This window comes from Staphylococcus sp. HGB0015, from assembly GCF_000411275.1.
Taxonomy (GTDB): domain Bacteria; phylum Bacillota; class Bacilli; order Staphylococcales; family Staphylococcaceae; genus Staphylococcus; species Staphylococcus schleiferi.
This window is the reverse complement of record NZ_KE150417.1, coordinates 666,534-681,531: the sequence shown is the minus strand read 5'-3', so window position 1 is coordinate 681,531 and position 14,998 is coordinate 666,534. Positions and strand designations below refer to the sequence as shown.

13 protein-coding genes and 1 pseudogene are annotated in these 14,998 nt (G+C 35.4%); 5 read left to right on the top strand and 9 right to left on the bottom strand.

Annotated features, from left to right (window positions below):
* Positions 1–93: 93 nt before the first annotated feature.
* Together sucD and sucC are read right to left on the bottom strand one after the other, a co-directional pair.
* Positions 94–1,002, bottom strand: coding sequence for a succinate--CoA ligase subunit alpha (gene sucD / locus HMPREF1208_RS03155; protein WP_016424902.1), 909 nt, complete (start codon positions 1,000–1,002; stop codon positions 94–96).
* A gap of 21 nt (positions 1,003–1,023) precedes the next feature.
* Entirely contained in the window at positions 1,024–2,190 is a 1,167-nt protein-coding gene (gene sucC, locus HMPREF1208_RS03150) for an ADP-forming succinate--CoA ligase subunit beta (protein WP_016424901.1), read from the bottom strand.
* A 306-nt stretch (positions 2,191–2,496) separates the two neighbouring features.
* Between sucC and HMPREF1208_RS03145 the strand changes: the two genes are divergently transcribed.
* The gene (locus tag HMPREF1208_RS03145; RefSeq protein ID WP_016424900.1) at positions 2,497–2,826 is read left to right on the top strand and encodes a nucleoside triphosphate pyrophosphohydrolase family protein; all 330 of its coding nucleotides are present in this window, start codon (positions 2,497–2,499) and stop codon (positions 2,824–2,826) included.
* A 143-nt stretch (positions 2,827–2,969) separates the two neighbouring features.
* On the opposite strand, the gene HMPREF1208_RS03140 is transcribed toward HMPREF1208_RS03145, so the two are convergent.
* The 3 genes from HMPREF1208_RS03140 to ylqF form a co-directional block, all read right to left on the bottom strand.
* Positions 2,970–3,239: a hypothetical protein gene (locus HMPREF1208_RS03140; protein WP_016424899.1), complete on the bottom strand. Its 270-nt coding sequence runs from the start codon at positions 3,237–3,239 to the stop codon at positions 2,970–2,972.
* Positions 3,240–3,356: 117 nt separating this feature from the next.
* Positions 3,357–4,145 carry a ribonuclease HII gene (locus tag HMPREF1208_RS03135; RefSeq protein ID WP_016424898.1) on the bottom strand — a complete coding sequence of 263 codons (789 nt, stop codon included), beginning with the start codon at positions 4,143–4,145 and terminating at the stop codon, positions 3,357–3,359.
* On the bottom strand, positions 4,146–5,009 hold the full coding sequence (ylqF, locus tag HMPREF1208_RS03130) for a ribosome biogenesis GTPase YlqF (RefSeq protein WP_016424897.1): 864 nt from the start codon (positions 5,007–5,009) through the stop codon (positions 4,146–4,148).
* A 269-nt stretch (positions 5,010–5,278) separates the two neighbouring features.
* Here ylqF and HMPREF1208_RS03125 point away from each other — a divergent pair, with 269 nt between their 5' ends.
* From HMPREF1208_RS03125 to HMPREF1208_RS11495, 4 genes and pseudogenes are all read left to right on the top strand, one after another.
* Positions 5,279–5,662, top strand: coding sequence for a GtrA family protein (locus tag HMPREF1208_RS03125; RefSeq protein WP_016424896.1), 384 nt, complete (start codon positions 5,279–5,281; stop codon positions 5,660–5,662).
* Between the two features lie 21 nt (positions 5,663–5,683).
* Complete coding sequence (locus HMPREF1208_RS03120) at positions 5,684–8,308, top strand: YfhO family protein (RefSeq protein ID WP_037559242.1); 2,625 nt, start codon at positions 5,684–5,686, stop codon at positions 8,306–8,308.
* On the top strand, positions 8,283–10,880 hold the full coding sequence (locus HMPREF1208_RS03115; protein ID WP_392390494.1) for a YfhO family protein: 2,598 nt from the start codon (positions 8,283–8,285) through the stop codon (positions 10,878–10,880). Before HMPREF1208_RS03120 ends, HMPREF1208_RS03115 begins: the two co-directional genes overlap by 26 nt.
* A gap of 507 nt (positions 10,881–11,387) precedes the next feature.
* A pseudogene (locus HMPREF1208_RS11495) lies at positions 11,388–11,934 on the top strand (IS110 family transposase); the annotation flags it as partial.
* A 460-nt stretch (positions 11,935–12,394) separates the two neighbouring features.
* Here HMPREF1208_RS11495 and rplS read toward each other — a convergent pair.
* The 4 genes from rplS to rpsP all read right to left on the bottom strand — a co-directional run bounded on the left by rplS (position 12,395) and on the right by rpsP (position 14,618).
* Complete coding sequence (rplS, locus tag HMPREF1208_RS03105) at positions 12,395–12,745, bottom strand: 50S ribosomal protein L19 (protein WP_016424892.1); 351 nt, start codon at positions 12,743–12,745, stop codon at positions 12,395–12,397.
* Positions 12,746–12,857: 112 nt separating this feature from the next.
* On the bottom strand, positions 12,858–13,583 hold the full coding sequence (trmD, locus tag HMPREF1208_RS03100; RefSeq protein ID WP_016424891.1) for a tRNA (guanosine(37)-N1)-methyltransferase TrmD: 726 nt from the start codon (positions 13,581–13,583) through the stop codon (positions 12,858–12,860).
* Positions 13,580–14,083, bottom strand: coding sequence for a ribosome maturation factor RimM (gene rimM, locus HMPREF1208_RS03095; RefSeq protein WP_016424890.1), 504 nt, complete (start codon positions 14,081–14,083; stop codon positions 13,580–13,582). Before rimM ends, trmD begins: the two co-directional genes overlap by 4 nt.
* Before the next feature lie 259 nt (positions 14,084–14,342).
* The gene (gene rpsP, locus HMPREF1208_RS03090; protein WP_016424889.1) at positions 14,343–14,618 is read right to left on the bottom strand and encodes a 30S ribosomal protein S16; all 276 of its coding nucleotides are present in this window, start codon (positions 14,616–14,618) and stop codon (positions 14,343–14,345) included.
* Positions 14,619–14,998 lie beyond the last annotated feature (380 nt).

Below are 14,998 nucleotides of genomic sequence, written 5' to 3'. Positions count from 1 at the left end.
GTTCAACACAAAGAATGGGCTCATTTATAAATCAAGCACAAAAAGGGCTGACTTAAGCCAACCCTTTTTAATATTTAACTTTTATCTATGCTGTTATGCCTTCACAGTTAATAATGATTCATAAATGCCAGCTTCTTTAGCTGCTTCAATTAACGTTGCACCAATTTCAGAAGGTGTTGCAGCTGTTTTTACGCCACAATCGTTAAGCGTTTTAATTTTTTCTTCTGCAGTTCCTTTACCACCAGAGATAATAGCACCTGCGTGTCCCATACGTTTCCCTGGAGGGGCTGTTTGACCCCCGATAAAGCCGATAACCGGTTTAGTCATATTGGCTTTAATCCATTCTGCCGCTTCTTCTTCAGCAGTACCACCAATTTCACCAATCATCACTACAGCTTTTGTTTCATCATCGTTATTAAAAGCTTCTAAAACATCAATGAAGTTTGTACCATTAACTGGGTCTCCACCAATACCTACCGCTGTAGATTGACCGATGCCTTCTTCAGTCAATTGATGAACAGCTTCATAAGTTAATGTACCTGAACGTGAAACAACACCGACATGTCCTTTTTTATGAATATAACCTGGCATAATACCAATTTTTGTTTCATCCGATGTAATGACACCTGGGCAGTTTGGTCCAATTAAACGTGTTTTTCTACCTTCAAGATAACGTTTCACTTTAACCATATCAATAACAGGAATATGCTCAGTAATACAGATAGCTAAATCTAATTCTGCATCTGCACACTCTAAAATAGCATCTGCAGCAAATGGTGCAGGTACATAAATGACAGAAACGTTTGCGCCTGTTTCTTTTTTAGCTTCCTCCACCGTATTATAAACCGGTACACCTTCGACCACTTGTCCACCTTTACCTGGTGTTACACCTGCGACGATTTGTGTCCCATATTCTAACATTTGTTTAGTATGGAAAAGGGCAGTTGACCCTGTAATACCTTGTACGATAACTTTTGAATTCTTATCTACAAATACGCTCATTTTAGTTGTCCCATCCTTTCCTTACGCTTCGCTTACAAGTTTAACGATTTTTTGAGCGCCTTCAGCCATAGTGCTAGCGGGTTCAATTGCTAAACCTGATTCTTTTAAGATTTTTTTACCTTGGTCTACATTTGTTCCTTCAAGACGAACGACTAATGGTAATGTAAGTTCGACTTCTTTAACAGCAGCTACAATACCTTCAGCAATGACATCACAGCGCATAATTCCCCCGAAGATATTTACAAAAATACCTTTTACGTTGTCATCACCTAAAATAATTTTAAAAGCTTCAGTCACTTTTTCTTTTGTAGCGCCGCCACCTACGTCTAAGAAATTGGCAGGTGTACCGTTAAAATGGTTAATTGTATCCATTGTTGCCATTGCTAAGCCGGCACCGTTAACCATACAACCAATATTTCCGTCTAAAGCGATATAGGACAATTCATATTTAGAAGCTTCGATTTCTTTTGGATCTTCTTCATCCAAGTCACGTAGTTCCACCACATCTTTATGACGGAATAACGCATTGTCATCGAAGTTAATTTTAGAGTCTAACGCTAAAACTTCCCCTTCACCTGTTAAAACAAGTGGATTAATTTCAACAATAGAACAATCTTTTTCAATGAACACATTGTATAAAGAAATCAAAAATTTTACTGCTTTATTAATTGATGCTTTAGGAATGTTAATGTTAAACGCAATTCGACGCGCTTGATAAGGCGATAAACCTACGACAGGGTCGATTGTTTCTTTAAAAATCTTTTCTGGACTTTTAGCCGCAACTTCTTCAATTTCAGTTCCGCCTTCTTCAGATGCCATTAAAGTTACGCGATCTGTTGCGCGATCAATCACAAAGCCAACGTAATATTCTTTTTGAATATCTGCACCTTCTTCGATGTATAAGCGTTTTACTTCTTTACCTTCTGGACCCGTTTGATGTGTAACGAGCACTTTACCTAACAATTCATTCGCGTATGTTTCAACTTCTGATAAAGACTTAGCAATTTTTACACCGCCTGCTTTACCACGTCCCCCAGCGTGAATTTGTGCTTTTACAACATAAACATCTGTATCTAACTCTTTTGCTTTTTCTACAGCTTCTTCAGCTGAAAAAGCTACGCGCCCTTCTGGTACTGCTACGCCCATTGAGCGAAAAATTTCTTTTCCTTGATACTCATGGATATTCATACTCCATCCTCCTGTTTCTTAAGGTTAAGTTCAATTTCAATTATAGGAAATGTAAGCGCTATTGTAAACAGATAGACATAGAGTTCTCTCTATTTATCAGACTTTTAACACTGATTTAATCCATTTAATTTGAGCGCCTCACCTTTTAGTGCGCATGAGTGATAAAAGGATGGCACAGAGAGAACCTTATGGTGGACGCATCTTTTCCGTATTGCATTAAATTTCACTTTTATCGCAGTTGACTATGATAATATGGACTTAGCTTTCCTTAAACATTGAAAGACTGAAAAATAGGAGGTATCTTTAATGGATTTTAATACATATCAACAAAAAGCAATGCGAACTTTAAAAGATCATCCCGACTTTCATAAACATATACAAATGGCCGTATTGGGACTTAATGGAGAATCTGGCGAAGTCGCGGATATTATCAAAAAGCATTTGTATCATGGTCACGACTTTGATAAGGAGGCTTTTAAAAAGGAACTTGGAGATGTATTGTGGTATCTTTCTACATGTGCATCTGCCATTGATACCGATTTGAATGAAATTGCACAGTTAAACATCGAAAAACTTGAGCGTCGTTATCCAAATGGCTTTAACCATCAAGATTCAATTCACCGCAAAGATTATTGATATAAGATGCATTGTTTTGAAGCATAGAAAAATGCATAAAACAAAGGCCGGAAATGAGTTTGCCATACATGTGATATGGCGACCTCACTTCCGGTTATTTTTAAAGTTTATTATTCAGAGAAGCGGATGAATGATTTATCAAATTACTTGTCTGCTTGGAAAGTGACTTGCGTGTCATCATCCATTGGGACATTAATCGTTTTTTGTTCATCTTCTGTTGATTCCACAGCAAAATTATGGTCTTTTAATAGACGAATCAGGTCAGCTTGTTGTTCTTCTTCAATAGAGATATTTAAATTTTGTTCAATTTCTTGCTTTATTTTTTCTAATTTCTTTTCATCATGTGTAATCTCCACTTCTGTTTCTTCAAAGTGAACGAGTACTTTATACAATTTCTGTAATGTTTCATCCATAAATTTCAAATTCCTTTCTTTAATTGGAAATTAATTATAGTAAAACATAGTTTCACAAATTTGCAAACGAATACGATTAATTAACCTTCAAAATAGAATCAAATCAGTAACTCATTCTTATAGCTGCTTTGCGACGATTGACTTAATCGGTTCAAAACTTTTTCGGTGAATATCTGTCACACCGTACGCTTCCAAACCGTCTAAATGTTTTTTCGTTCCGTAACCGGCGTTATTTGAAAAATCATAGCCAGGGTATTGTTGATCATAAGACGCCATCAAATCATCCCGATATTCTTTCGCAATAATACTCGCTGCTGCTATTGAAACACTTCGAGCATCCCCTTTTATAATGGACTGCTGTGGTGCAGTGATTTTATCTAATGTCATCGCATCAATTAAATAATGCGTAGGCACTACAGTTAAATTTTCAATTGCGCGATACATGGCTAATTTGGTTGCTTCATATATATTGAATTGGTCGATTTCTTGTGGTGTGGCCACTCCAATTTGCCATGCACGTACGTTTGCTTGCAACTGTGTATTCAAGTTTTTGCGTTTAGCTGGGGAAAGTTGTTTAGAGTCATTGATACCGATATAGTGATGCTCAGGTTGTAAAACGACCGCACTCGCAACAACAGGCCCTGCTAAAGGTCCTCTACCCACCTCATCTATTCCACAAATCAATGCTTCCGGATGATGTGCTAAAATTTCATTTTCAAATTGGCACATTTCATCATATTTTAATAGCTGTGCCTGTATTTTTTCGATTTGCTTTTCACGACTTAAAAAAATACGTTGTACGCCCTTTCGAGCATCATGATAATCCGGATGTGCTTTTAAACTTTGGATAGTTTGAATGGTTTGTATTTCTTCTTTGATTTGAGCAATGGTTTTTGAGGGTCTCATTTATTGCGCACTCAATTCATCATAAATATCGAAACAATATGTCCCTATTTTCGCATTTCTAATTTCATGAATAATCAATTCAATCACAGCTTCATAGTCTACTTCATTTCCACGCTGTAAGAGGCCTCTTTTACGCCCAATTGCGTCAAACCATTCAATATTATCTGCATCACGCGGCACATCAATTTTATAATGTGCCAATAAACCTTCATAATCATGTTCGATTAAAAACTCTAACCCATAAATGGCAACTTCATCCAAATGCACAATGCTATCTTTAATGGCACCTGTTAAACTTAGCTTTTTACCAATTAACTGATCTTCAAATTTAGGCCATAAAATCCCTGGTGTGTCTAATAATTGTAATGATTGGCCCACTTTAATCCATTGTTGCTGCTTCGTTACACCTGGTTTATTTCCTGTTTGTGCGATTGTGCGTTTTGCCAATTTGTTTATTAGCGTTGATTTACCTACATTTGGGATACCCACTATCATCGCGCGAATCGCTCTCGGTTTTAAGCCTTTAGCTTTTTCACGTTCGAATTTTTCTTTCGTTACTTCTATAGCTGCGACTTCGACCTGCTTTAAACCTTTACCGTGCTTAGCATCGACCGCAACAGGATAGGCCCCTTTTTCTTTAAAAAATGTATACCACTTTTCCATTTCATTTAACTGAGACATATCTTTTTTATTAAAAATGACTACGCGTGGCTTTTGTTGAATCACTTCATCAATCATCGGATTTCTTGAACTTAATGGAATTCGTGCATCTACTAACTCAAATACAACATCCACTTTTTTTAATTGCTCTGTTACTTCTCTTTTCGCTTTGGCCATGTGACCGGGAAACCACTGAATCACCATAATTTTAAACTCCTTTAAATAATGCGCTAGACATCGTCTTTTCAATTTATCTATGTTATATTAATTATTGATTTTGATAGAAATATATCACTTTAAGTTGTTCTATTCATACGCATTCATCACGATAGGCTTTAACGTCTGCATACATGAATCGCATGTATGGTCTTAGAATGCGATGAGGTACCTACACTACTTTAAGTATAATTAACTTGAACGTCAATAGCTATTAATCACACAACGTTTGATTCCATGAAAGCAGGTATTTTTTGATGTATAATATAGAAAGAATTACTGAAATTTTTAGGTTTATTCTCGTAGGTGGTATTAACACGATGAACTATTACGTCGTATACCTTATCCTTTTAAACTTACTTCATATTCATTATCTTATTAGCCATATCGTTGGTTTTATTGTCGCTTTTGTTATTTCTTACTATTTAAATTGTTACTTTGTTTATAAAGTCAAACCAACCTTAAAAAAGTTTTTAGCATTTCCGCTAACACAAGTTGTGAATATGGGCACTCAAACGTTACTTATTTTTATTTTTGTACAATATTTAAATTTTAACGAATCGATTGCACCTTTTATCGGTTTAATTGTAACGATTCCAATCACTTATGTCTTATCTAAATATATCCTTAAAGATCGATAATATATAAAGTGGGGTTCAATGATGAAGCGCTTTTTTCAATCTGTAAACATGATTATCACAGCATTGATTTTATCTTTAATAGGTCACGCGTATATCACTTATCGCTTTTGCGTTGATGGTTTATTGTTCACTGGGCCTAACGATGGTCTAGAACAAATGGTACCGATTCAGATGTTTTTATATCAAAAATGGTCTGAGGGTACCTTTTTTTATGCGACCGATTTCGGATTGGGTGGAGATTTTTTTACAGATCTATCTTACTACTTTTCAACGAATATCATTTTCATAATTACTGCACTTATAACTTGGTTATTACATCATTGGGGACTTGTCGATCCAACTCAAATGATGTATTGGTTGAAACTCGCACTGATTGTTTCAATTATAAAATGTGCTTGTATTATCCTTGCGACATACGCATATGCAAGATACATAAACTTAAAACGTCACACTGCAATTTTATTTGCGTTTTTATTTGCAACTTCGCCGATATATTTTCGATTTACAGTCTATTGGCCATTTTTCAGTGATGTATTCATTTGGATGCCTCTCCTTTTTTTAAGTATCGAGCGCTTTTTTAGAACTGGAAAAATAGGACTATTTGTGACTGTTGTCGCCATATCATTCATCAACAATTTTTATTTTGCTTATTATCAAGTGTTAATGGGTATCATTTATTATCTTTTGCGTTTAATTTACCAGCATGATGAAGATTTAATACGTCGAAAGCAATCTTTTGTTCCCCTTTTTATTGGGTCCATTTTAGGCGTAGGTGCAAGTCTTTGCTTTTTCTTTCATGGTGTTCACAGCTTTTTAAATAATAGCAGGATTCCTTATAGTGGCCGTATCCCATTCGTTGAGCCATTTAATTCTAGCTCAAATTTATTTTACGATAATTATTTAATCGTTATATTATTCCTTACGATTCAAGCTTTGCTGACGTTTAAATTATACCGTCATTTTTATTTTAGACTATTTGCTATTCTAAGTTTCATCACGATTGTATGCGCATTTATTCCGTATGTTGACAGCCTCTTTAACGGCTTTTCTGCGCCACAAAAGCGCTGGCACTATTTAATCGCATTTGCTTCGAGTGGTTTAATCGCATGCTATCTCCATCACTTCAAATCTGTAGACTACAGAACGTATATCTTCACTTCTATTCCGGCAATTTTAGTTGTATGGATAAGCGCTTATTTTTATGAGCGCTATGTCGTTTGGATATATACGTTACCCGTGGTCTTTTTCATCGGGCTATTAGCCTTATTATTAAAAAATAAACCGAGAAAGTATATTTTCTCATTTCTATTCAGTATTTATTTGATATCGTTATTCATATTGACTTTACTTGTCTCTCTTGTTTTTACAAAGTATCAAATCTTTCATCAAGACCATGAAAAAAGGGCAAATCGGTTTTATGTACAAGCAAGTCTTTACAATACACCGCTTCAACAAGAACTTGTTAACAACATGAAGTCCCAGTTACGGGGCGGAGAACGTATCGATTGGCGAGTAAATGCGCAAGATAACACACCAATGTATCAGAATTTTAGAGGCTTAAGTCTATATTCGAGTATATTTGATCACCATCTTGTAGCACTTTATTATCGCGAATTGATGATTAATTTGAAAGATGAATCTGTAAGCCGTTACCAATCGACAGGAAGCCGCTCCAATATCGCGAGTTTATTTTCTGTTCGTTATCAAATGTTGAAAGATTATCAACATGAATTACCCGCAAACTTTAAATGGGTGAAACAACAAGGTCAATATCAAATATATGAAAATCAGGATATCCTTCCGCCAGTTCGTGTCATGAATCGTTACTATCGATCAAGTGATTTAAAACAGCCTTTAGATCGTGAACATGCCATGATTGAAGGTGTCGTCTTAGATAATAAAGGACACCCTTATCCGACAAAAGCCAGTAATCTTATTAAAAAGGTCTATCCTTCATATATTCATGCACATAAAATGGATGAGAATAACATTAAAGTCTCACAATCAAATGGTGGCTTGCGAATTCATGTTCCGTATGCGATTCGAAAAAATAATAAAGATTTTTATCTTATTGTTTATGTAAAAAAAGGATTGCCTGATAGTAACAGCACGATTACAGTAAATGGCTATCAAAACAATCGTTTGTTTAATGATTCCATTTATCGTACGGGTCAAAATGAATTATTATATCGGACTCAGCCAGATGAAAATGGCAATATTCGTCTTCAATTTTCTCCTCAAGGTCTTTATCATTTCCAATTATGTGGTTTATACGGAGAAAATTATCAAATTCTCAAAAATGCCAACCATCACATGAAGCATCATTTGGTGGAAAAACAAGGTAAATTTTTGATTCGTTTGAGATCACATCAGGGGGGTATGGCAGTTATAAACATCCCTTATCGTCAAGGTATGGTCGCTAAAGTTGATGGTAAAAAGGTAAAGGTTGAAAAAGTGAACTATATGATGACAGGCATCCCAGTTTCAGCGCATGCAAAGGAAATCCAATTGACTTACCGTCCACCGTATTTTATAACACTGATTATCATTTCGATATTCAGCGTCGGACTTAGTTTCATGTTTAGCCGTTGGTGTCGACAACATTATCAAAAAAGAAAGAGTGAAAAAGTTGAAAAAGCAAACTAAAACGTTGTCCTTTAAAAAAGGGCTTAAACTGATGGTCGTTGCAAGTTTAGTGGGATTGATTGTTTATTTACCAGTCCTCTATCGCTTTATCGTTCATGGAATCATTTATAGTGGTAACGGAGACGGATTTAAGCAAATGATGCCATTCCAAATGTTTTTATACGATCGTTTTACTCATTTTAAGTCCTTCTATGATTTATCTTTAGGGCTTGGCGGTGATTACTTTACTGATTTAGCCTATTATTATGCTACTTCTCCCATGATGTATCTTAATTTCTTATTTGTTGCTTTAGGACAATGGCTATTTCATATGCATCCTCAAGGGATTGCTTTTTGGCCTGGTAACCAAATATTTACGGCTTATTTACGGTGTATCATGACTTTTATCGCTGCATACGGCATGTTTAGAGCATTTGAGTTTAAACGTTATGAACGTTATTTAGGAGCATTTCTCTACGCAAGCTCTTCCGTCGTTTACTATTTTAATTTTACTTGGTCATTCTTTGGAGATATTTTAATTTATTTACCTTTATCTATTTGGGGCATGGAACGTTTTTTCAGAAACCGTAAAATCGGTTTGTTTATTATTGCGATTGCTTTAACTTTATATTCGAACTTTTATTTCAGTTATTACGAATTAATTGGCCTGACAGTCTACTTAATTTATCGTATGATACATACACATCCTAAAGATTGTGTCACAAGATGGCAAAAACTCTACCTGTTGATACCCGCTGCCATCATCAGCTTTTGTATCGCTTCGTTTGGATTTATAACAGGCGTACGTTCGTTTTTAAATAATGATCGAGAATCGAATGAGGTCATGATTTCGCCCATCATAGATTTTTCTCAGAAATATCATATCTTTACAAATGGATTTTATATTACAGTTACATTTATTGCATTAGTTGCGTTATGTTCATTTAAACTCTATCGTCATTACGAATATAAAATGTTTGCTGTTTTAACATGGCTTCTTTTAATTGGTTCTTTATCACCTTATTTTGATAGTGCATTTAACGGGTTTTCATTTCCACAACGACGCTGGGTATATTTCCTTGCACTGACAACAAGTGCACTCATTACGCTATGGATTAAATATTTCAATGAATTGACACGCAGAGCGTTTTTACAGTCACTCATCCCGATAATTCTTTTAGCTGTCGCAACCCTGCTCTTTTCGAGAGGTGCCATGTGGTGGATGATTGTCAGTATCATCATCCTAATCATTTTGAGTCATTATGCACTTAGACAAAAGAAATTAACTCAAAACATGCGATGGATAATTCTAATCTTCTTTGTAGTACAACAATTTGTCCTACTTATCGATTATCATCATAATAATATCGCACCTTATCAGTCAACAATGAAAGATTTGCAAGCTGCGAAATATCATAGTCCTACATTACAACGAGAAATTAACCGAATTAAACAACATCAGACATCTGTTGCGCGTATAGACTATATGGATCCTTATGCAGTGAATTCAAGTCTCATTTATGGGTTTAATGGTGTGGCGCTCTACTCTAGCATTTTTGATGGTCGTATTCTTCATTATTATGATAAAGAAATGCAGATTAATATGGAATATGATAGTAATAGTACTTATCGATTATTAGGCGATCGTGCAAACTTATATGCTTTATGGGGCGTTTCAGATCGTATCAAAAAAGCGCCAGATACACTTTTACCTTATGGTATGCAACCTGAAAACGAGATTAAAGATGGCAAAACAACATGGGCACATGCTAAAAATCTTATCCAATATCCGAGTGCGCACTTAACAAACAAAGTATACAATCCTGACGACTTAAAATCGCCTCTAGATCGCGAGCAAGCCATGTTACAAGGGGTCGTGATGCCAGATGCAAAAGCGAATCAATCTTTTGAACCGAATACTAATTTCGTTTCTAAAGCAACCATTCAACCTCGCGATGCAACATTAAAACAAGATCGCTTATCAGTTCATAAAAAAGATGGCGGCGTAGATATTCAAATCCCGCACCAACAACATTCAGCTTTTAAAGATTATTACATTGAGATGGATGTTGAATTACTGAGCCCTAGTCTGCCACATTACTTAAAAGTGGATGATTTCTATCAAAGACGTACATCATTAAATTATGCCTATCGTCGTTTTGTCACACCGGTTACAGTACGGGTTCCCGCCAAAGATACTGTTCAAGTCAAACTTAAGCAAGGGAACTATCGTTTCCGTGTTAAAGGTATATATGGCGAAAACTATCAAACACTTAAAAAAGCTCAAAAAAGGGTACAGCCCGTTCGAATTGAACGCGGTGCACAACAATTGAAAGCACATTTTCATTCAAATCAAGCACAGTACCTTGTATTACCTTTTCCTTATCGAGAAGGATTGTCAGCAGAAGCGCATGGAGAACCAAGAGCAGTTAAACAAGGCAATGGGCTAATGACGCTTATTCCTGTACAAAAAGGAGATACTGAGATAACACTACACTATGCTCTACCTTATTGGAAAACGTTAACAGGACTTACGTTGATCGGTCTCATCAGCGCATTATTGTATCGAAAATGGTTAAGAAAAACGCATTAAGAATTCAATAATCGCAAATATAACTATAAATAGAAAGTATTACTTGAAATTCACGATATTAGACACATTTTTAATAATCATATTGATGGAATGTAAAAGTGATTTACGAGATAGACCTCATTTCTAGATTATTATAAATCTACATTACTATTGTTCCAATATCCCAAACGAGCTTTCGTCATTTCATCAAGATGAGGTCACGAATTCACAGATGATTGCTCTCATATCAAGATGTCTATAAAATTTGAAATATAAAACATACTAAGATTAGCTGTGAAGAAATTTATGACGATAGATTTCTTCACAGCTATTTTTTATAGTTGTAGAGAGAAGTAGATCGAGTAGACTCTTGGATCTTTGAATCCGCAATTTAAACTGATCAGCTTTACTCTCCTTTTGAAATTCGTTTGAAGTATGTTGGGTTCTTGAAACCGTGTATAGGAAAATGAGATGAAAAAGGCTAAGTAAAGTTCAAAGCTTCTCAATTCTTTAAAGGAGGCTATATTTATCAATTACTTAGGTGTTGATATTAGTAAAAGAAGTAGTGTCGTAGCTCATTATCATAACGATCAATTTCAAAGAGAATTTACCATTCAAAATAATAAAAATGGTTATAATTATTTATTAAAGTATTTGAATGATTTAGACCACCTACAAATCATTTTTGAATCTACTGGTATTTATTCAAGAGGTATGACTCGATTTTGTCGCGTAAATCAAATTAATTATATTGAGATGAACCCGTTAGAAGCTAAATTCAGAACAAGTTCTTTAAGATCATGGAAAACCGATCAAGCTGATGCACATAAACTTGCGCTTTTGGCATTCAATATGAAGGACGCTAAAATTCAACGTCATACTGAAGAAATATATTTTGAGCTTAGAGAACGTGCAAGATTTCATTTAGAAATGGAAAATGATCAAAATAAACTAAAGGTAGAATTAGTTGAAGTGCTTCATCAAACATTTCCAGGCTTAGAAAAGTTATTTAAAAATAGGTACTCTAAGATTGCTTTAAATATAGCTAAAGTATTTCCTCATCCCAATTGTGTTTTCGCATTAACACATGACGAATTAACTCAAAGAGTCTGGGACATAAATACCAAAATAAATAGCTCGAAGAAGATTTTGATAAAAATCGTCTTCGAGCTTCCTTTTTATTATCATGCTTCGTATTATATATGCTCGCTTTCCGAGGGGACAGCCTCAGCCTGTAGTCTTCGGCTCGCCCTGTTCCCTCAGGAGTCTCGCTATAAATACTTCGCTTATATATGTAATCATTCACCATTATACTTTAAAAAATAAGGCACTTTCGTATAATTTAATTAATGCCAATAAAAACTAACGCGGTGCCTAAGGAAATTAGTCGCATCTAGTGCGGCTAAACTGATGATAAAAGGAAAAAATCCGAGATTTTTCGTTTTTTACGAAAACCTCGGATTTCATCGATTATTGAGACAATTTTGTCTCAGTCTCTTTGTTTTATGTTTATTTTGTTACTTTGCGCTTCGAAATTAACGAATTTCTTGGATACGCGCTGCTTTACCACGTAAGCTACGTAAGTAGTAAAGTTTCGCACGACGTACTTTACCGCGACGTTTCACTTCGATTTTTTCAATTTTTGGTGTGTGTAATGGGAATGTACGTTCAACACCTACACCAGATGAAATTTTACGAACTGTGAAAGTTTCAGAAATACCGCCACCACGACGTTTGATAACAACACCTTCGAATACTTGGATACGCTCACGGCTACCTTCAATAATACGAACGTGTACACGTAAAGTGTCACCTGCACGGAATGCTGGGATATCATCGCGTAATTGTGACTTAGTCACTGCTTCAATTAATTTGTGATTTGTCATTTTTTATTCTCTCCTTCAACCTATGTTCTTGCCTCGACAAAATATAGCAGCGGATCATAGTGATTTTTGTGTTTCCACACTCAAAATATACTAGCATAAATCAATTTGTTTTTCAATGTTCTTTTAAAGATTCAATATACTTTTGATCTTTTTCACTTAAATCATAGGCTGCTAATAAATCTGGGCGTTTTTCAAAAGTTCTTTTTAATGATTGTTCGTGACGCCATTGTTCAATATGGGCATGATTTCCCGAAAGTAATACATCTGGAACAGACATATCTTTAAACGTTCTTGGGCGCGTGTACTGAGGAAATTCCAACAAACCGCTTGAAAATGAATCATCTTCATGTGATGCCTGCTTACTTAATACACCAGGTATCAATCTTACAATGGCATCTGTCATTACCATCGCAGGCAATTCGCCTCCAGTTAACACGAAATCACCGACTGAAATTTCATCCGTGACCAATTTTTCTCTTATTCTTTCATCATAACCTTCATAATGACCGCAAATAAAAACGAGATGCTTTTCTTTCGATAAAGACTCTGCCAATTTTTGATCAAACGGTTTACCTTGTGGCGTCATCAATATCACTCGTGTTTCATCCGTGACATCAATCGCATCCATTGCATTGAAGATAGGTTCAGGTTTTAACACCATACCTTGCCCGCCACCAAATGGATAATCATCGACTTGATGATGCTTATTATCTGCGTAATCTCGAAAATTAATCGTCTGTGTCTGTAAAATTTCTTTTTCACGCGCACGTTTTAAAATAGATTGATTCAACACACCGTCAAACATTTCTGGAAACAATGTTAAATAATCGATCTTCATTCGTTTAACAACCCTTCAAGTGGTGTAATCATAATTTTACGATTCTCAATATCAACCTCTTTTACGACATCCGCTATGTAAGGAATGAGATGTTCTTTCTCTCCTTTAACAACCCAAACATCATTTGCGCCTGTCTCAAAGATTTCTGTGACACGTCCGATTGGTCTATCTTCGTCAAAAACCGTACAACCAATGATGTCAGAATAGTAGTATTCATGCGTACCGAGTTCAATATCTTTATGATCTCTTTCTTGAAATAAATGAGAACCTTTTAAATGTTCAACTTCATTAATATTGGTATAGCCTTCAAATGTGAGCATATGCAAACCTTTATGCATACGATGTGATTTAACAACGACATTCATTGTTTCCGTTGGTGTATCAATTTGTAATGTTTCACCTGGTTGAAAGCGAATATCTGTGAAATCAGAATGTGATTGAACTTTTAACTCGCCTTTAATGCCGTGCGTATTTACAATTTTACCCACTTCTACTTTCATGATGTGCACCTCCCATTTCTTATTGTTATGTATAAAAAGGGTGAGACTCGGTTACATTTCAGTAACATTTCGTCTCACCCTTAACACCGATGATTCAATTTGTCATAGGGTTTGAATCCTATTTATGTCTCGCCTATGAAAACACTGAAGTAATAAAGTCAATGTAGATGACTTTATACTTCAAATAGCAAAGCATCATCAAAAAGCAGATTATGAGCACTTTTTATGATGGCTTTGACTGCTCAATGTTAAAACAAAATTATTTTGCTTTCTTTTGCTCATCGAAAGTTTTTAAAATACCTTCACGTGATAAAATATTGTGAACTGTATCTGTTGGTTTTGCACCGTCTTTTAACCATTTAAGTGCTAATTCTTCATCAATTTTAACCTCTGGCGCATTTACTGCTGCTGGGTTGTAAGTACCGATTTGCTCGATGATACGACCATCACGTGGTGAACGTGCATCTGCTACTACAATACGGTAAAATGGATTTCTTTTTGAACCTAAACGTGTTAAACGAATTTTAACTGCCATTTATTATTCTCTCCTTTAATTCTCATTAAGTTTTGTTATCTACAAGAAACTATAATAACAGGTCATACATCGTTTGTAAAGAGAAATTTCTTTACCAACATATATATTGAAATAAAGATGTTGGTGAAGCCTCGCAAAAGCTTTCAAACAGTCAATTATGGCTGTGTTTGATGCACAAAAGAAAAAGACAAACATTGAATGCGCTTGAGACAATGCAAAAATAAATAGCGCTCAGATGATTTTGAATAGAAAATCGCCTGAGCGCTATTTATTATAAATCTTCATATGATATAACTTCGCCAGCCTCAACCTGACCTGTAGTTTTCGGCGCCTAAGCAAACACGTTCATTGTGGCAAGGCTATCAAAAATTTGATGACTC